The following is a 16,990-nucleotide window of genomic DNA, read 5'->3' on the forward strand; positions in this document are numbered from 1 at the left end:
GGTCGGGTGACGTCACCCGACCACCGGGCCGGACCCGGCCCGCCCGGCCCCGCCGATCCGGCGGGGCGAGCCGCGCCGGGCGAGCCGCGCCGGGCGAGCCGCGCCGGGCGAGCCGCGCCGGGCGAGCCGCGCCGGACGAGGCGTGCCTCACACCGACAGGAGCCGGAAGAGCGGCCTCGGGGCGTGCCGTACGGCCGCCATCACCATCCGCAGCGCCCCCGGCACCCAGACCGTCTCCGAGCGCCGCCGCAACCCCAGCTCGATCGCCGTCGCGACCGCCTCCGGCGTCGTGGCGAGCGGCGCCCCGGCGCGCCCCGGCGTCCTCCCGGACCGCACGGACCCCGGGCGCACCACCATGACGTGCACGCCGGTGCCGTACAGCGCGTCGCCGAGGCCCTGCGCGAAGGCGTCGAGCCCCGCCTTCGAGGAGCCGTAGATGAAGTCCGCGCGGCGGGCCCGCTCGCCCGCCACGGAGGACAGCACGACGAGCGAGCCGTGCCCCTGCGCCTGGAGCGCGCCCGCGCACACCAGTCCCGCCGAGACGGCGCCGGTGTAGTTGGTCTGGGCGACCCGGGCGGCGGCGACGGGGTCGGACTCGTCGCGCGCCTGGTCGCCGGGGACCCCGAAGGCGAGCAGCACCATGTCGACGGCGCCCTCGGCGAAGATCTTGCCGAGCCGCTCCTCGTGCGACTCGGTGTCGAGCGCGTCGAAGGGCACGGTGTGCACCTCGGCCCCCAGCGCGCGCAGCGAGTCCGCGGCGCCGGTCAGGGCGGGGGAGGGTCGCCCGGCCAGCCAGACCGTCCGGGTGCCGCGGGCGATCGTCCGGCGCGCGGTGGCGAGCCCGATCGCGGAGGTGCCGCCGAGCACGAGCAGGGACTGCGGGGCACCGTAGGCGTCCTTCATGGTGGGTCCTCCTCAGAGGGCGAGACGGCGGGACAGGCCCGAGGCCGGGACGCACCGGGGGGCGAGCGGCGCGCGGTCGTCGTCCAGGGCGTGGGTCTCGACAGCCATGAGGGTGACCGTATAGCCGCCTCTGTCGCTTATGCCGGTATTGCAAGGCGGTTCGTTACGGGATGTCGGTCGCGGTCTCCCGCCCCGAGGCGAGGGATTCTCGTACTCCGGTCATCTCACGGAGCAACGGATCAACGGATCAAGGGGTACGCGCACGACATGGACTGGCTGACCAAGCTCCCCGTCATCGGCCCCGTGGTCACCCGCCTCATGCGGACCCACGCCTGGCGTTCCTACGAGACCCTCGACGCGGCCCACTGGACCCGGCTCGCCGCCGCGATCACCTTCCTGTCCTTCCTCGCCCTCTTCCCCCTCATCACCGTCGCCGCCGCGGTCGGGGCGGCGCTGCTCAGCGACGACCAGCTCGACACGATCGAGGAGAAGGTCTCCGACCAGGTGCCGGGCATCTCCGACCAGCTCGACATCGGCGGGCTCGTCGCCAACGCCGGCACCATCGGGCTCGTCGCCGGCGTCCTCCTGCTCCTCACCGGCATCAGCTGGATCGGCTCCATGCGGGAGTGTCTGCGCGCGGTCTGGGGCCTCGACGACATCGAGGGCAACCCGATCCTCCTCAAGGGCAAGGACGGGCTCATCCTCGTCGGCCTCGGCGGCGTCGCGCTCGCCTCGCTCGCCGCGTCCTGGCTCGGCTCCACCGCCGTCGGCTGGAGCGCCGACCGGGTCGGCATCTCCGGCGAGGGGGCGGGCGGCTTCCTCCTCCAGGCCGCCGCCGTCCTCGTCGGCGTCGTCGCGGACTTCCTGATCCTGCTCTACGTCCTGACCCTGCTGCCCGGCGTCCACCCGCCCCGCCGCCGGCTCGTCGTGGCGGCGCTCATGGGCGCCGTCGGCTTCGAGCTGCTCAAGCTGCTGCTGGGCGGCTACATGAAGGGCGTCGCGGCGAAGTCGATGTACGGCGCGTTCGGCGTCCCGATCGCCCTGCTCCTGTGGATCAACTTCACCGCGAAGCTGCTCCTCTACTGCGCGGCCTGGACGGCTACGGGGTCACACCGGGACGGGGAGACCCCTGAGTCTCCGGAGACTCCTCGGACTCCTGCGACTCCTGGGACTCCTTCGACTCCTGAGACTTCGGGTTCTCCTGAGTCTCAGCAGACTCCCGACCTTCGGAAGACTCCTGAGCCGGGGACTCCGGGGACTCCGGGGACTCCGGGGACTCCGGGGACTCCGGAGACGACTCCCGGGACTCCGGGGACTCCGCCGCGGACCGGTCCTCGCCCTGGGGCCGACGACGGCGAGCCGCCGACGCGGCCAGCGGCCAGCGGCGGTTGACCAGGAAGACCGCGGCGGCCAGGAGCACCAGCACCCCGCCCGCCACGCCGAGGGCGATCCCGACGCCGCCGGCCTTCCCCGCGGCGGCGGTCGTCCCGTGCGGGGCGTTCTTGCCGGGGGCCGGGGCCGGCACCGCGCCGTCGTCCGGGGCGGCCGACTCCGTCCGCGCCGACCGCGGCGGCACCAGCTCGCCCACGGGGGTCACCTTGCCGGCCGCGGCGAAGCCCCAGTCGAGCAGCCGGGCGGTCTCGCGGTAGACGGCGTGCTGCTCCTTCGAGGACGGGTTCATGACGGTGACGAGCAGCACCTTGCCGTTCCGCTCCGCGACGCCGGTGAAGGTGGCGCCCGCGTGCGTGGTGTTGCCGTTCTTGACCCCGGCGATGCCCGGGTACGGGGCGACGCCCAGGTCACCGGTGAGCAGCCGGTTGGTGTTCTGGATCTCGAAGGTCTCGCGCTTCTTGCCCGGCTTGGCCTCGCCCGGGAAGGCGGCGCGGGCCGTGGCGGCGTACTCGCGGAAGTCCGGCTTCTGCATGCCGTTGCGGGCGATCAGCGTCAGGTCGTAGGCGGAGGAGACCTGCTGGGGGGCGTCGTAACCGTCCGGCGAGACCACCACGGTGTCGAGCGCCTGGAGCTCGGCCGCGTGCGCGTTCATGTCCGCCACGGTCCGGGCCAGGCCGTTGTTCATGCTGGTCAGGACGTGCACGGCGTCGTTCCCGGAGCGGAGGAAGACCCCGAGCCACAGGTCGTGCACGCTGTAGGTCTGCTTCTCCTTGATGCCGACCAGGCTGGACCCGTCCCCTATCCCCAGCATGTCCTGGCCGGTGACCAGGTGGTTCTGCGTCCTGGGGAACTTCGGGAGCAGGGTGTCCGCGAAGAGCATCTTCAGCGTGGACGCCGGCGCGAGCGGCCAGTGCGCGTTGTGCGCGGCCAGCACCTCGCCCGTCTCCGCGTCCGCGACGATCCAGGAGCGGCCGGACAGCTCCTTCGGCAGGACCGGCGCACCCGCGTTGAGCCGCACCTGCGTCCCGGGCAGTCCGAGCAGCGGCCCGCCGACCTTCGACATCTCGGCGGGAGGCAGGGGCTGCTTCTCCTTCTCCTCCGCGTGCGCGGCGGGCGCAGCGGTCACGAGCGGCAGGAACAGAGCAGCGGCGACCGCCCAAGCGGTCTTCTTCGAAGCAGACACGGTCGAGAACGTACAGGCCCGCACCAGGGATCCGAACCCCGCGGGGCGGTTCGTCCGGGCTCGTCCACCCGGACGCGGACCCGGCGGGGCGGACGGTGATACTGGGGCCATGAAGCTCAGCCGTCGTGTCGCCTGGTTCCTGCTCGCCTTCGGGGTGTGGAGCTGGTTCATCTGGATCACCTTCGTCAAAAACCTGTGGAAGGACGGCAGCGGCCTCGCCTTCGACGACGCGGGCGACCCGACGGCCTACTTCTGGGTACATCTGCTGCTCGCGGTCACGTCCTTTGTCCTGGGGACGGTGATCGGGGTGATCGGGTTGCGCGGTGTGCGTGCCGGGCGCGGCGGTGAGGGTCACACCTCCTAGGAGCACCGGGGCAGGGCCTGGAGAAGAAGGCGAAGAGGGGGTTCGGGCGTGGTCGGGTTCGTGGTGGTCCTGGTCGTGGTGCTGGGGCTGCTCGGTGCGGTGCACCGGTACGTGTGGCAGCGGATGGTGCGGGACCTGACGGCGCCGGGAGGCGCCGCGCGCCGGGTCGGCACGGCGGTGGTGGTGGCCCTGCCGGTGCTGTCGGTGGCGGCCCTGGTCTCGTCGCGTGCGGGGGCGCCGTTCGTGGTGCAGCAGGCCGTGGCCTGGCCGGGGTTCCTCTGGCTCGCGGTGCTGCTCTACCTGACGCTGGCCCTGCTCGTCGGCGAGGCGGTGCGGCCCGTCCTGAGGCGGTGGCTCGCCCGCCGGGCGGAGACGGCCGCCGACGCCGCGCCCGCCCCGGTGCCGGCCGCCACGGTCCCCGCGGGGGCGGAGGAGCGCGGCGGGGAGCCGTCCGCGGCGGCCGATGCGCCGGGGGCGTCCGAGCCGTCCGGGAGCCCGGACGCCGGGACATCGCCGGCGGAGGTGTCGCGGCGGCTGTTCGTGTCGCGGGTCGTCGCGGGGTCGGCGGCCGCCGTGGCGGTCGGGACGGTGGGGTACGGCACGTACGGGGTGCTGCGCGGGCCGCGGATCAAGCGGGTGACCGTGCCGCTGGCGAAGGTGCCGAGGGCGGCGCACGGCTACCGGATCGCGGTGGTGTCGGACATCCACCTCGGGCCGATCCTGGGCCGGGCGCACACGCAGCGGATCGTCGACACGATCAACTCGGCGCAGCCGGACCTCGTCGCGGTCGTCGGCGACCTGGTCGACGGCACGGTCGAGAACCTCGGCTCCGCCGCCGAGCCGCTGGCGCGGCTGCGCGCCCGCCACGGCTCCTTCTTCGTGACCGGCAACCACGAGTACTTCTCGGGCGCCGACGCGTGGGTCGACCACGTGCGGGAGCTCGGGCTGCGTCCGCTGCGCAACGAACGGGTGGAGATCGCGGCCGGGTTCGACCTGGCGGGCGTGGACGACGTGGCGGGGGAGAGCGAGGGCCAGGGCCCCGACTTCGCGCGGGCGCTGGGCGACCGTGACCGGGCGCGGGCGGCGGTCCTGCTGGCGCACCAGCCGATCGTCGTGCACGACGCGGTGCGGCACGGCGTGGACCTCCAGCTGTCGGGACACACGCACGGCGGGCAGCTGTGGCCGGGGAACCTCCTCGCCGAACTGGCCAACCCGACCGTCGCGGGGCTCGAACGGTACGGCGACACGCAGCTGTACGTCTCGCGGGGCGCGGGTGCCTGGGGGCCGCCGGTGCGGGTCGGCGCGCCGTCGGACATCACGATCGTCGAACTCGCCTCGAAACAGGCGTAATCGCCATCGGTCACTCGCCGCGCCGAGACCGATACGTGCTGCTCATCGACTTAAATTCTCATATCCCGGACATATACCTGTGGTGTGAAAGTTTTTCCTTCCACTTGTGAAAGCGGTGTGATGGGATGGCGCCATCGCGGCGTGATCGGGGGGTTCGTCGCTTCTGGGGTGGCACCAAAGGAAAGAAGCACGGCAATGCGGTCGACGGTCCGTCTGCGGATCCTCATCACTTGTGGAGTATTGGTGGCGGCCGGGGTCGGGGGCTGGCAACTGCTGCCCTCCGACGGCAGCCGGACGGATCCGATCAGCGTCGGCACGACCGACGAGGTCACTTCACTGGACCCGGCCGGCGCGTACGACGCCGGTTCCTGGGCCATGTACAGCAACGTCTTCCAGTCGCTGCTGACGTTCAAGCCGGGGTTCAGCGCCCCGGTCCCCGACGCGGCCGAGAGCTGCAAGTTCGTGGGATCCGAGCTCACGACGTACCAGTGCACGCTCCGTGACGACCTCACCTTCTCCAACGGGCGCAAGGTGACCTCCGAGGACGTCAAGTTCTCCTTCGAGCGGATGCTGCGGATCAAGACCGACGTCGGCCCGCAGCCGCTGTTCCCGACGCTGAAGACCGTCACGGCCGACGGGCGCACCGTCACCTTCCACCTGAGCGGCCGGGACGCCACGTTCCCGCTGAAGGTGGCCACGGGCGCCGGCTCGATCGTCGACAGCAGTCAGTACCCGGCCAACGGCCTGCGGCCCGGCACCTCGGTCGACGGGTCCGGGCCGTACGTCCTCAAGGAGTACAAGGAGGGCGAGTCCGCCCGCCTGGAGCCCAACCCGAACTACAAGGGCGCCGTCACCAAGGCCGGCGGTCCGGTCCTGGTGAAGTACTACGCGCAGTCCTCGGAGCTCGCGGCCGCCTGGAAGGCCAAGGAGGTCCAGGTGACGCACCGGCAGCTCCCGCCGGACTACCTGTCGACCCTGGAGACGGGCGACGGTACGCGCGTCACCGAGGCCGAGAGCGCCGAGATCCGCAACATCAACTTCAACGTCCGCCCCGGCTCGCCGATGGCGAACCAGGCGGTCCGGCAGGCCGTCGCCGCGGTCATCGACCGCCCGGCGATCACCACCTCGGCCTACAAGGGCACGGTCGAGCCGCTGTACTCCCTCATCCCGCAGGGGTTCGTCGGCCACAGCACCGCGTTCTACGACGTCGATCCGGCGCCCGACGCCAGGAAGGCGAAGCGGATCCTGCGGAAGGCCGGCATCACCAAGCCGGTGAGGTTCACCTTCGGGTTCCGCAAGGACACCACCTACGCCGCCGAGACCGCCGAGATCAAGAAGCAGCTGGAGGAGACCGGGCTGTTCGAGGTCGAGGTCGTCGAGGCCGACTGGCAGAACTTCCAGAAGGGGTACGCGCGCGGCGCCTACGACGCGTACACCGTCGGCTGGCTCCCCGACTTCCCGGACTCCGACAGCTTCACCGCGCCGCTCGTCGGGACGCAGAACACCCTGCACAACGGCTTCTCCAGCAAGCGGATCGACACGCTGATCTCCTCGACGCAGAAGTACAGCGACCGGTCCCGCGCGACCACCGACTTCCGGGAGATCCAGAACGTGGTCGCCTCGGACGTGCCGCTGATCCCGCTGTGGCAGAAGAAGGACTACGTCCTCTCCACGGAGGGCGTCGCCGGCTCCCAGTACCTCACGGACGGCACCGGCATCTGGCGCCTGTGGGAGCTCACCCGGGTCTGACCCGGGCCTCCCGGTCCGGCCCGTCGAGGCCGGACCGGGAGACGCACTCCTCTAGGGCCTGTCGTCAAATTCCCCTCGTTGCCCGCGGGGCAGAGGGGAATTTGACGAAAGGCCCTAGGAGGCCGGCGGCTTCGCGGTGGCCCGCTTGGGCTTCCCCGAGGCCGCCATTCCGGCTGCCGTCGGCATGAAGTCGGAGAGCAGCTCGTGGGTCTCCTTGACCAGCGGGCGCAGGATGCGGAAGCGGGAGAGCGAGATCGCGCGGGCGGTGACGGGCGCGAGCCGCTCCACCAGGCGCCGGCTGTTGGCGGCGTGCTCCGAGCGGTCGTACACCCAGAACAGCACCAGGCCCATCTGCTGGAGCCAGAGCAGCTGCGGCAGTGCCTCCCTCAGCTCCGGGTCGACCTTCACCGAGGCGCCGGAGATGACCCGCCGGTGGACCTCGATGGCGGCCTCGCGGGGTCCCTCCGACTCGGGCGAGAAGGGGCTGAGCGGACTGTCCGGGTCGGCGGCGTTCTTGAAGAACTGGGACGCGAACTCGTGGTACGGCTCGGCGATGTCCAGCCAGCCGAGGTAGACCCCGCGGATCCGGGCCGTGAGGTCCTTCTCGTCGCCGGTCAGGATGGGCTCGACGGCCGCCTGGTGCTCCTCGGCGATCCGGTCGTAGAAGCCCTGGACGAGGTGCTCCTTGGACGAGAAGTAGTAGTACGCGTTGCCGACGGAGACCCCGGCCTCCTGGGCGATGGCCCGCATCGTCGTCTTGTCGTAACCGCGCTCCTTGAACAGCCGGAGCGCGGTCTCGAGGATGAGCGTGCGGGTCTGCTCGCTCTTGGGGGCCTTCTTCTCTTCGTTCACGTCCGTCACGGGGCCGAGCCTAGCCGGGCGGAACGGGCACCTCGCAGCGCCCGTCGTCGCAGGACGGCCCCTTCAGGGCCTCCCGCCACCTCGCGGCGGCCAGGACGGTCATCCGGGCGAACGGCTGCCCGGCCGGGGTGGCCAGCCAGTGGGCCTTGGCCCGGTGGTCGGCGAGCGCCCAGAGGCAGACGATCCAGGCGGCGGTCTCCCGGTAGACCTGGCCCCGGTCCGCGACCACGGTGATCTCCCGCAGGGTGGCGGCGTGGTCGAGGTCCGGGAAGCGCCGCCTGGCCTCGCGTGATCCGGCGGGTACGAGGTCCAGCGGGACGAGCTGCCGCTGGCGCAGGAGCCAGTGCCTCAGGTGCACGCAGAGCGGGCAGTCGGCGTCGTACAGCACGGTCAGTCGTCCCACCGGTGTCGCCGGTGCGGTCGGGGTCGGCACCGTGGGCTCAGACCTGGGGGGCCGGCGGGGCCCAGGGGCCGCCCTTGGGGGTCGTGGTCCAGCCCTGCGGGCCGACCGGCGGCACCTGCTCGCGCTCCATGACCCCGCGCCGCCTGATCCGGTTGAGCACGTAGACGTTCGCCAGGTGCATGACGCCGAGGACGAGCAGGACGACCCCGAGCTTGACCGAGAGCGCCTCGAAGAGGGCGCGGGCGTCGAGGACGGCATCGTCCTGGCTGAGGTAGAGGGCGACGAAGCCGAAGTTGACGAGGTAGAAGCCGACCACCAGGAGGTGGTTCACGGCGTCGGCGAGCTTCTCGTTGCCGTGCAGGACGTCCGCGAGGAAGACCTTTCCGTTGCGGCTGAGCGTCCGCGCGACCCAGATCGTGAGGGCCACGCTGATCAGCAGATAGGCGATGTAGGCGACGACAGTGAGGTCCATGCCCCACCCTCCCTTGAACACGTTCAAAAGCTGACGGTCATGACTGTAGACCTATCTTTGAACGTGTTCAAGTCCCCGGAGAATCCGGTGGCCGCCGCCGTCGCAGGCCCCTAGGGTCGGTCGGATGACGCTCTCTCACGACCAGGCCGGACACGGCCCCTCGACCGTCGTCCTGCTGCACTCCGGGGTCTGCGACCGCCGGATGTGGGACGGACAGTTCTCCGCCCTCGCCGCCGCCGGACACCGTGTCGTCCGCTGCGACCTCCGCGGCTTCGGCGACACCCCGGTCGACGCCCCGCACACCCACGCCGAGGACGTACGGGACCTCCTCGACCACCTCGGCGTCGAGCGGGCCGCCGTCGTCGGATCGTCCTTCGGCGGCCGCGTCGCCCTGGAACTGGCCGCCCGTCACCCCGACCGGGTCACCGCCCTCGCCCTCCTCGGCTCCGGCATGCCCGGCATGGAACCGAGCGCGGAACTGAGGGCCTGGGGCGCCCGCGAGGACGCGCTCCTCGAGGCGGGCGACCTCGACGCGGCCGTCGAGCTCAACGTCGACACCTGGCTCGGCCCCGAGGCCGGAGCGGACGCCCGCGCCCTCGTCCGGGAGGCGCAGCGGCGGGCCTTCGACGTCCAGCTCGCCGCGCCGGAGGAGTACGGCCCCGTCGACCCCGGGGTCACCCGGGACGAACTCGCCGGCATCCCGGCCCCCGCCCTCGTGGCCGTCGGCGCCCACGACCTCCCCGACTTCCGGGCCGTCGCCGCCGAACTCGCCGGGCTCCTCCCCGCCGCCCGCCTCCTCGCACTCGACTGGGCCGGCCACCTCCCCGCCCTGGAGCGCCCGGACGAGACCGCCCGCCTCCTCGCCGCCTTCCTTGCCGAGGCGGCGCCCCCGCGGGCCGACGAGAGCGCCGCGGCCACCGCCGCGACCGCGGGCTGACCACCGGGCCGCCCCCGTGCACCGGCGCCGGCCCCCGCGCACCGCGGCGCGACCGGTCAGTCCCGGTCCGCCCCGGTCGGCGCCGACGCCACGGCCACGAACAGGTCGACGTCCCGGAACGCCTCCGACAGCACCAGCGCCGGTACGTCGGTCAGGGCGGCCTCCGTCCAGGCGCCCCGCGCGCCCGCGGAGGCGGGCCTGCTCTCGAACCCGACCCGTCCCGTCGAGCAGAACCGGGCCACCCCGTCGTGGCTCGCCCCCTCGTCGACCAGGTCCAGGCGGAGCCGGGCCCGCCAGCGGGTCCCCTCGCCGGCCGGGAGGTGCCCCGGCGGCGGCAGCTCCCGCACCATCTCCGAGGACCCGCCGTCCGAGAAGTACCCCAGGTGGTTCCCCGCCCACCGCCGCTCGGCCATCAATGCCCGCGCCTGCCCGTACCGCAGCACCCGCCCCGCGAAGCGGTCGGAGTGCGGGCCGCCGCCGGACTCCGCCGCAGTCGCCGGGTACACCTCGCGGAACACCTGCCGGAACGGCCGGTGCTCCTCGCGGTCCGCCAGGGCGTCCCGCCACTCGGCGACCTCCTCGCCGTCGGACCGCAGCGGATGCCACAACCGCAGCCGGTCGCCCGGACCGACCGGGCGGGCGGTGCCGTCCGCTCCGGCGAGCGCCCAGCCGCCCCCGGTGCGCTCGGGCAGCCCCGCCGTCCACCGCTCGGCGCCGGCCTCCGCGGCCGGCCCCCGGGCCGTCTCCCGGCCGTCCGCCCCGTCCTCCTCCGCGACCTCCCAGAGGAGCGCCCGGGCCAGGGCGCCGGTCACCGGGTGGTCGACGTAGAAGCGGTGCCAGTCCTCGGCGGGCCAGACCGTCCCGGCCGCCAGGTGCTCCTCCAGGCGGACCCGCTCGGCGGCGACGAGTGAGGTGAGCTCCCTGACCCCGGCCCGGACGGTCCGCAGCTCCGCCGGGTACTCCTCCCGGACGGTGCGCGGCGCGGTCTTCAGGACCCGCCCCTCGGGGCCCCGGAAGACGAGGACGACCGTGCCGGGCGCCCGTACCGCCAGTTCCGCCGTGAACGTCCCGAGCGGCACCTCCCTGACCCCGCGTCCGTCGAGCCCGAGCGTCGCCACCCCGCGCTCGCGCAGCATCGACGGAGTGACCCCCGAGCGGGCCGCGACGGCCTCCAGGGCCTTGGCGACGCCCTTGGCCACCGTCCGGTTCCGTACGTGCTTCGGCAGTCGCCCGAGCCACTGCGCGGCCTCCTCGCCCCGGGCGCCCCCGCACTCCCCGAGCACCGCGACGGCCGTCGTGGCGAGCGGCAGGCTGCGGCAGAGACCGCCGGAACCGCCGACCCCGGTACCGGCGTGCAGCGCGACCGCCCCGACCAGCGGCACCGTCCAGTCGGCGTCCACGTCGAGCGCCGCCCACAGGACGCCCCTGACCAGCGAGGTGTTGGCCGGGTCCGCCAGGGTCGGGATCCCCGCCCGGTACGGATCGGGGTCGTCCACCCGGTGCGCGGGCTGCGCGGCGATCCCTTCGAGGAGCCGTCGCACCACCTCCGCCCCGGCCTCGGCCCGCGCGAGCAGGACGGCCGCCTGCCTCCGCCACGTCCGGGTCGCGCGGGCCCGGTCCATCAGGGCGCAGTGCACGAGGAACTCCGCCACCCCGGCCCCGGCCAGCAGTTCGGCGTGCGCGGACCGCATCGCCGGGCCGAAATCGTCGAGGCCGTCCAGGACGTGACGGGGGAGCAGCCCCGGCGCGAAGCGGACCTCGCGCCGCAGCAGGTCGTCCATCCGGTCCCGGAGCAGGCTGAACGCGTCCTGCCGGTCCACCCGCAGGGACTCGGCCATCGCGCGCAGCGCCCGCATGCGGGGCCGGTCGAAGTCCCCGGCCTGGTCCGCCGCCGCCAGGGCGATCGGCACCAGGGTGCGGAAGGAATCCCGCAGTTCGTGCGGGGCGACCTCGGCGGCGCTGCCCAGCAGCCGGGCGAGCAGGAGGTTCGCCTCCTCGACCGACCAGCCGAGCTCCTGCCGGGCCAGGGCGGCCAGCACGGGCCGTGCCGCCTCCTCGTCCGTCCGCCGGCACACCCGGCGGTGCAGCGCGAGGGCGGCCGCGCGCCGCTCCTCCGCGTCCGGGGACTCCGTGAACTCCCCGGGCGCGCCCGCCGTTCCGGCCGCCGTTCCGCCCGGCGCCCGCGCCGGCGCCTCGTCCGGCCCGTCGTGCGGGCCCGTGATCCGCACCGCGCCGATCCCCACCGCGTCCATCCCCACCGCGTCCATCCCCACCATGGGCCCGACGGTAGAGGACCCCACCGACACTCCCTATCGGAACCGTCGCACTCCGGGGACCAGGGCCGTGCCCAGGCAGCAGCCGCCCACCACCACGGCGGCGGCCAGCAGGGGCACTTCGGGGCCCCAGGCGGAGGCGGCGAGAGGGGCCAGGGCGTATCCCAGGGGCATGGCGGCCAGGGAGAGGAGCCAGTCGTAGGAGGTGACCCGGGCGAGCGCGTGGGCGGGCACGGCCCGCTGGACGGCCGTCTGCCACACGGGGGAGAGGAAGCCGAGGCCCCCCTGCGCGATCCCGTACGCCGCGATGGTCACCGGCGCGGGCGCGGCGGCGGCGAGCAGGACGAGCGGCAGCGCGTACGTGGCGAGTCCGAGGTTCGCGGCGAGGACGGGGCGCCGGGGGCTGACCCGGTCGGCGAGCAGGGCGCCGAGGAGGAAGCCGACGGCGCCGGTCTGGAGGAGGACGACCCAGGTGCCCGCGCCGCCGAGGTGCTGGAGGGCGATGGCGGGGCCGAGGGTCATCAGGACGGCGGCGGCGCCGTTCCAGGCGCTGTGGCCGATGAGGCTCGTCCAGTACCAGTCCCGGGAGCGGACCTCCTGCCAGCCCTCGGCCAGGTCGGCGCGGAGCGAGCGGCGGGGGATCCTGATCCGCTCGACCCGGACGGCGGTCAGGAGCAGGGCGCTGGCTGCGAAGGTGGCGGCGTCCAGGACGAACGCCCAGCCCGCCCCCACGGTCAGCACCAGGGAGCCGGCGAGCGCGGGTCCGGCGAGCCGGGTGGCGCTCTGGGAGACCCCCATCGCCGCGTTGGCGCGGTGCAGGGAGGCGGCCGCCACCGTGCCCTTCACCAGGGGCGAGACGGTCGGCATCGCGAAGGCGCCGGCGGCCCCGCCGAGGGCCTCGGCGACGGCGAGGACGGCGAGGCTGGGGGTGCCGCCGAGCAGTTGGACGCCGACGACGAGCTGGGTGACGCAGCGGACCGCGTCGGTGGTGAGGGCGACCGTACGGGCGTCGAAGCGGTCGCCGACGACTCCGCCCACGGGGAGCAGGAGCAGCTTGGGGACCATCGCGCAGCCGAGGACGAGGGCGAGGGCCGCGGTGGAGCCGGTGGCCTGCAGGACGGCGAGGGCGAGGGCGGCGGGGATGGCGGCGTCGCCGAGGAGGGAGAGGGTCCGTCCGGTGAAGAGCAGGCGGAAGGAGCGGGTGCGCAGGGGGTGGGGTGCGGCGGGGGGCGCGAGGGTGTCCTCGGGGGAGGCGGGCATGGGCCGTAGAGTATTTCGGTGCCGAATAATTCGTCAACGAAATACTTTCCCGTGAGGCGGACCGCCCGCCGACGTACGATCACCCCATGGCACTCCCCGAGGAACCGCGTGCCCCCCACGCACCCGAACCGCGTGACTGGACCGACGAGCACGTCGCCCGCTGGCAGCCCGTCCTGCCCGACCTCGACCCCGTCGTCGAAGGCGCCGTCACCCGCATGAAGAAGCTCTCCGTCCACTTCCGCCGGGTCAGGGAGCAGTCCCTCGTCGACTTCGACCTGGAACGCCACGAGTTCGACACCCTGCACAAGCTCTCCGGCCGCGGCGGCAGCGCCGCGCCCTCCGAGCTCGCCCAGGACCTCGACCTCGCGCCCGCGTCCGTCTCCGGCCGCCTGGACGCCCTGGAGAAGCGCGGGTTCGTCCGCCGCACCCAGTCCACGACCGACCGCCGCAGGGTCGTCGTCGAACTCACGGCGGCCGGCCGCGAGACCTGGTTCGGCGCCATGGACGTCCTCGGCCACGAGGAGTACCGCCTTCTCGGCGTCCTCGCCCCCGAGGAGCGCGTCCTGCTCAACGACATGCTGCGCCGGATCATGGTCCAGGCCGAGGCGGGCGGGCCCACCGAGGCGTGGCACGCCTGAGCGGGGCCTGGGGCCCGGCGGTGGATCAGATGCTGAGCGAGCGGGCGTAGTTGAGCTGTCCCATCACCCAGTGGATGGTGTCCGGCCCGGTCGCCGGGATCATCGTCGCGTGGTGCCGGCCGCCGCTGGTGACGGTGACCTGGATGAAGCCGGTGGTCTGCTTCTCCTTCATCAGCAGGAAGAGCAGCCCCAGCAGGCAGAAGATGAAGAAGACGATCGCCAGCACGATCGCGACCGTCGGCATCTTCTCCTCGGTCCGCGACATGTCCATCGCGTTCCACACGGCGCCCTTCAGGGGCATCGGACCGGCCGGCGTCATGATCTGGTCGCCGACCACGGTGATGTCGCCGAGGCTCAGCAGCGGCGCCCCGGAGCCCATCGGGCCGGGCTGCGGCGGCAGCTGTACGCCACCGGGAAGGGTCGGCTGGTACGGCACGCCCGCCGCGGGCGTGGAACCCGCCTGCGGATAGCCGTATCCCGGCGTCGCGTCCTGCGGATACCCGTACGCCGGCGTGCCGGACGCACCGCCCTGCTGCCCCGGCCCCCACTTGTACTCGCCGTCCGCGTAAGGGTTCGGCTCGCTCATCAGTCCCCGCTCTCCACTACGACGCGGGCAAGGAAAAAGCCCGCTCCTGCACGCCGCAGCGTACAGAAGCGGGCTTTCCCGCCACACCGAAGGTCAGAAACGTCGCGTGATCAGCGCGCGCTTCACTTCCTGGATGGCCTTGGTGACCTCGATGCCACGCGGGCACGCGTCGGTGCAGTTGAACGTCGTGCGGCAGCGCCACACGCCGTCCTTGTCGTTCAGGATCTCCAGGCGCTGCTCGCCCGCCTCGTCACGCGAGTCGAAGATGAAGCGGTGCGCGTTGACGATCGCGGCCGGACCGAAGTACTGGCCGTCGTTCCAGAAGACCGGGCAGGACGACGTGCACGCGGCGCACAGGATGCACTTGGTGGTGTCGTCGAAGCGCTCGCGGTCCTCGGCGGTCTGCAGGCGCTCGCGGGTCGGCTCGTTGCCCTTGGTGACCAGGAACGGCATGACGTCCCGGTACGCCTGGAAGAACGGCTCCATGTCGACCACGAGGTCCTTGAGCACCGTCAGGCCCTTGATGGCCTCGACCGTGATCGGCTTCTCGGGGTTGATGTCCTTGATCAGCGTCTTGCAGGCGAGCCTGTTCTTGCCGTTGATCCGCATCGCGTCCGAGCCGCAGATGCCGTGCGCGCACGAGCGGCGGAAGGTCAGCGTGCCGTCGACGTCCCACTTGATCTTGTGGAGGGCGTCGAGCACACGCTCCTTCGGGTCGATCTCGATCTGGAAGTCCTCCCAGACCGACGCGTCCGACACCTCGGGGTTGAAGCGGCGGATCCGCATCGTGACCGTGATGTACGGGGAGGCGGCGGACTCCGCCTCGACCTTGTCCAGTACGGGGGTAGCCATCAGTACTTACGCTCCATCGGCTGGTAGCGGGTCGTCACGACCGGCTTGTAGTCGAGACGGACGGTCTCGGAGCCGTCCTCGCCGACCTCGCGGTACGCCATGGTGTGGCGCATGAAGTTGACGTCGTCGCGGTTCGGGTAGTCCTCGCGGTAGTGACCGCCGCGGGACTCCTTGCGCGCCAGGGCCGAGACGGCCATGACCTCGGCCAGTTCGAGCAGGTTGCCCAGCTCGATGGCCTCCAGGAGGTCCGTGTTGAAGCGCTTGCCCTTGTCCTGGATGGACACGTTCTCGTAGCGCTCGCGCAGCTCGGCGATCTTCTCGACGGCCGTCTTGATGGTCTGCTCCGTACGGAACACCATCACGTTGGCGTCCATCGTCTCCTGGAGCTCGCGGCGCAGGTCGGCGACCCGCTCGCTGCCCGTGGAGTTGCGCAGCTTCTCGATCGTCGCGACGACGAGGGACTCCGGGTTCTCCGGCAGCTCGACGTAGTCGTGCTTGGCGGAGTACTCGGCCGCGGCGATGCCGGAGCGCTTGCCGAAGACGTTGATGTCCAGCAGCGAGTTGGTGCCGAGGCGGTTGGCGCCGTGCACCGACACGCAGGCGACCTCGCCGGCCGCGTACAGGCCCGGGACGACGGTGGTGTTGTCCGAGAGGACCTCACCCTCGACGTTCGTCGGGATGCCGCCCATGGCGTAGTGCGCGGTGGGCTGGATCGGGATCGGGTCCGTGTACGGCTCGATGCCGAGGTACGTACGGGCGAACTCGGTGATGTCCGGGAGCTTGGCGTCGAGCTGCTCCGGCGGGAGGTGCGTCAGGTCCAGGTAGACGTGGTCGCCCTCGGGACCGCAGCCGCGGCCCTCGCGGATCTCCGTGTAGATGGAGCGGGAGACGACGTCACGGGACGCGAGGTCCTTCATGACCGGCGCGTACTTCTCCATGAAGCGCTCGCCGTCCTTGTTGCGGAGGATGCCGCCCTCACCGCGGGCGCCCTCCGTCAGCAGGATGCCCATGCGCCAGATGCCCGTCGGGTGGAACTGGAAGAACTCCATGTCCTCCAGGGGCAGGCCGCGGCGGTAGCAGGCGGCCTGGCCGTCACCGGTCAGGGTGTGCGCGTTGGACGTCACCTTGAAGAACTTGCCGGTGCCGCCGGACGCGTAGATCACGGCCTTGGCCTGGAAGATGTGGATCTCGCCGGTGGCCAGCTCGTACGCGACGACGCCCGCGGAGTGCTTGACCCCGTCGACCTCGGTGATCAGCTGGTCCAGGACGTAGAACTCGTTGAAGAACTCCACGCCCTCCTTGACGCAGTTCTGGTACAGCGTCTGGAGGATCATGTGGCCGGTGCGGTCCGCGGCGTAGCAGGACCGGCGGACCGGGGCCTCGCCGTGGTTGCGGGAGTGACCGCCGAAGCGGCGCTGGTCGATGGTGCCGTTCGGGGTCCGGTTGAACGGCAGGCCCATCTTCTCCAGGTCGAGGACGGCGTCGATGGCCTCCTTCGCCAGGATCTCGGCGGCGTCCTGGTCGACCAGGTAGTCACCGCCCTTGACCGTGTCGAAGGTGTGCCACTCCCAGTTGTCCTCCTCCACGTTCGCCAGCGCGGCGGCCATGCCGCCCTGAGCGGCGCCCGTGTGGGAGCGGGTGGGGTAGAGCTTCGTCAGCACGGCGGTGCGGCTGCGCTTCGTCGACTCGATGGCGGCGCGCATGCCGGCGCCACCGGCGCCGACGATGACGGTGTCGTACTTGTGGATCTTCATGACGTGGATTACC

Annotated in this window: 15 protein-coding genes and 1 pseudogene; 6 read left to right on the plus strand and 10 right to left on the minus strand. The window is 72.5% G+C overall.

Annotated elements, in window-relative coordinates:
* Positions 1-147 precede the first annotated feature (147 nt).
* Entirely contained in the window at positions 148-903 is a 756-nt protein-coding gene (locus AB0424_RS28805) for an SDR family NAD(P)-dependent oxidoreductase (RefSeq protein WP_366309504.1), read from the minus strand.
* A 267-nt stretch (positions 904-1,170) separates the two neighbouring features.
* Between AB0424_RS28805 and AB0424_RS28810 the strand changes: the two genes are divergently transcribed.
* Positions 1,171-2,295, plus strand: a complete 1,125-nt coding sequence (locus AB0424_RS28810) for a YhjD/YihY/BrkB family envelope integrity protein (RefSeq protein WP_366309505.1) — start codon at positions 1,171-1,173, stop codon at positions 2,293-2,295.
* Here the strand turns inward: AB0424_RS28810 and AB0424_RS28815 are convergent.
* Positions 2,276-3,478: pseudogene (locus tag AB0424_RS28815) on the minus strand (D-alanyl-D-alanine carboxypeptidase); the annotation flags it as partial. The gene AB0424_RS28810 and the pseudogene AB0424_RS28815 overlap by 20 nt on opposite strands.
* Before the next feature lie 109 nt (positions 3,479-3,587).
* On the opposite strand from AB0424_RS28815, the gene AB0424_RS28820 reads away from it, so the two are divergent.
* The 3 genes from AB0424_RS28820 to AB0424_RS28830 all read left to right on the plus strand — a co-directional run bounded on the left by AB0424_RS28820 (position 3,588) and on the right by AB0424_RS28830 (position 6,941).
* Positions 3,588-3,842, plus strand: a complete 255-nt coding sequence (locus AB0424_RS28820; protein WP_366309506.1) for a hypothetical protein — start codon at positions 3,588-3,590, stop codon at positions 3,840-3,842.
* Between the two features lie 48 nt (positions 3,843-3,890).
* On the plus strand, positions 3,891-5,192 hold the full coding sequence (locus AB0424_RS28825; RefSeq protein WP_366309507.1) for a metallophosphoesterase: 1,302 nt from the start codon (positions 3,891-3,893) through the stop codon (positions 5,190-5,192).
* A gap of 195 nt (positions 5,193-5,387) precedes the next feature.
* On the plus strand, positions 5,388-6,941 hold the full coding sequence (locus AB0424_RS28830; protein WP_366309508.1) for an ABC transporter substrate-binding protein: 1,554 nt from the start codon (positions 5,388-5,390) through the stop codon (positions 6,939-6,941).
* Between the two features lie 114 nt (positions 6,942-7,055).
* On the opposite strand, the gene AB0424_RS28835 is transcribed toward AB0424_RS28830, so the two are convergent.
* From AB0424_RS28835 to AB0424_RS28845, 3 genes are read right to left on the minus strand one after another with little or no spacing between them, the layout of a single operon-like run.
* Entirely contained in the window at positions 7,056-7,802 is a 747-nt protein-coding gene (locus tag AB0424_RS28835; protein ID WP_366309509.1) for a TetR family transcriptional regulator, read from the minus strand.
* 10 nt (positions 7,803-7,812) lie between these two features.
* Positions 7,813-8,235 carry a DCC1-like thiol-disulfide oxidoreductase family protein gene (locus AB0424_RS28840; protein WP_366309510.1) on the minus strand — a complete coding sequence of 141 codons (423 nt, stop codon included), beginning with the start codon at positions 8,233-8,235 and terminating at the stop codon, positions 7,813-7,815.
* A gap of 7 nt (positions 8,236-8,242) precedes the next feature.
* Complete coding sequence (locus AB0424_RS28845; protein WP_366309511.1) at positions 8,243-8,677, minus strand: hypothetical protein; 435 nt, start codon at positions 8,675-8,677, stop codon at positions 8,243-8,245.
* A 124-nt stretch (positions 8,678-8,801) separates the two neighbouring features.
* On the opposite strand from AB0424_RS28845, the gene AB0424_RS28850 reads away from it, so the two are divergent.
* Positions 8,802-9,614: an alpha/beta hydrolase gene (locus AB0424_RS28850; protein WP_366309512.1), complete on the plus strand. Its 813-nt coding sequence runs from the start codon at positions 8,802-8,804 to the stop codon at positions 9,612-9,614.
* A gap of 56 nt (positions 9,615-9,670) precedes the next feature.
* On the opposite strand, the gene AB0424_RS28855 is transcribed toward AB0424_RS28850, so the two are convergent.
* Positions 9,671-11,890 (minus strand): DUF4132 domain-containing protein, encoded by a 2,220-nt coding sequence (locus AB0424_RS28855; protein WP_366309513.1) that lies wholly within the window; start codon positions 11,888-11,890, stop codon positions 9,671-9,673.
* 33 nt (positions 11,891-11,923) lie between these two features.
* Positions 11,924-13,147: an MFS transporter gene (locus AB0424_RS28860; protein WP_366309514.1), complete on the minus strand. Its 1,224-nt coding sequence runs from the start codon at positions 13,145-13,147 to the stop codon at positions 11,924-11,926.
* Positions 13,148-13,233: 86 nt separating this feature from the next.
* Between AB0424_RS28860 and AB0424_RS28865 the strand changes: the two genes are divergently transcribed.
* Positions 13,234-13,785, plus strand: coding sequence for a MarR family transcriptional regulator (locus AB0424_RS28865; protein WP_366309515.1), 552 nt, complete (start codon positions 13,234-13,236; stop codon positions 13,783-13,785).
* Between the two features lie 25 nt (positions 13,786-13,810).
* Here the strand turns inward: AB0424_RS28865 and AB0424_RS28870 are convergent, their stop codons facing one another.
* The 3 genes from AB0424_RS28870 to sdhA all read right to left on the minus strand — a co-directional run bounded on the left by AB0424_RS28870 (position 13,811) and on the right by sdhA (position 16,977).
* Positions 13,811-14,371 (minus strand): hypothetical protein, encoded by a 561-nt coding sequence (locus tag AB0424_RS28870; protein WP_366309516.1) that lies wholly within the window; start codon positions 14,369-14,371, stop codon positions 13,811-13,813.
* A 93-nt stretch (positions 14,372-14,464) separates the two neighbouring features.
* Positions 14,465-15,223, minus strand: coding sequence for a succinate dehydrogenase iron-sulfur subunit (locus tag AB0424_RS28875; protein ID WP_147980872.1), 759 nt, complete (start codon positions 15,221-15,223; stop codon positions 14,465-14,467).
* Complete coding sequence (gene sdhA, locus AB0424_RS28880) at positions 15,223-16,977, minus strand: succinate dehydrogenase flavoprotein subunit (RefSeq protein ID WP_366309517.1); 1,755 nt, start codon at positions 16,975-16,977, stop codon at positions 15,223-15,225. The genes AB0424_RS28875 and sdhA overlap by 1 nt, the downstream gene beginning before the upstream one ends.
* Positions 16,978-16,990 lie beyond the last annotated feature (13 nt).

It is taken from the genome of Streptomyces sp. NPDC051180 (genome assembly GCF_040689545.1).
Taxonomy (GTDB): Bacteria; Actinomycetota; Actinomycetes; order Streptomycetales; family Streptomycetaceae; genus Streptomyces.

Bases quoted from the DNA above. Each gene is read 5' to 3' on its own strand.
- AB0424_RS28805 (WP_366309504.1), bottom strand. From the start codon at position 903: ATGAAGGACGCCTACGGTGCCCCGCAGTCCCTGCTCGTGCTCGGCGGC.
- AB0424_RS28810 (WP_366309505.1), top strand. From the start codon at position 1,171: ATGGACTGGCTGACCAAGCTCCCCGTCATCGGCCCCGTGGTCACCCGC.
- AB0424_RS28820 (WP_366309506.1), top strand. From the start codon at position 3,588: ATGAAGCTCAGCCGTCGTGTCGCCTGGTTCCTGCTCGCCTTCGGGGTG.
- AB0424_RS28830 (WP_366309508.1), top strand. From the start codon at position 5,388: ATGCGGTCGACGGTCCGTCTGCGGATCCTCATCACTTGTGGAGTATTG.
- AB0424_RS28845 (WP_366309511.1), bottom strand. From the start codon at position 8,677: ATGGACCTCACTGTCGTCGCCTACATCGCCTATCTGCTGATCAGCGTG.
- AB0424_RS28850 (WP_366309512.1), top strand. From the start codon at position 8,802: ATGACGCTCTCTCACGACCAGGCCGGACACGGCCCCTCGACCGTCGTC.
- AB0424_RS28855 (WP_366309513.1), bottom strand. From the start codon at position 11,890: ATGGTGGGGATGGACGCGGTGGGGATGGACGCGGTGGGGATCGGCGCG.
- AB0424_RS28860 (WP_366309514.1), bottom strand. From the start codon at position 13,147: ATGCCCGCCTCCCCCGAGGACACCCTCGCGCCCCCCGCCGCACCCCAC.
- AB0424_RS28865 (WP_366309515.1), top strand. From the start codon at position 13,234: ATGGCACTCCCCGAGGAACCGCGTGCCCCCCACGCACCCGAACCGCGT.
- AB0424_RS28870 (WP_366309516.1), bottom strand. From the start codon at position 14,371: ATGAGCGAGCCGAACCCTTACGCGGACGGCGAGTACAAGTGGGGGCCG.
- AB0424_RS28875 (WP_147980872.1), bottom strand. From the start codon at position 15,223: ATGGCTACCCCCGTACTGGACAAGGTCGAGGCGGAGTCCGCCGCCTCC.
- sdhA (WP_366309517.1), bottom strand. From the start codon at position 16,977: ATGAAGATCCACAAGTACGACACCGTCATCGTCGGCGCCGGTGGCGCC.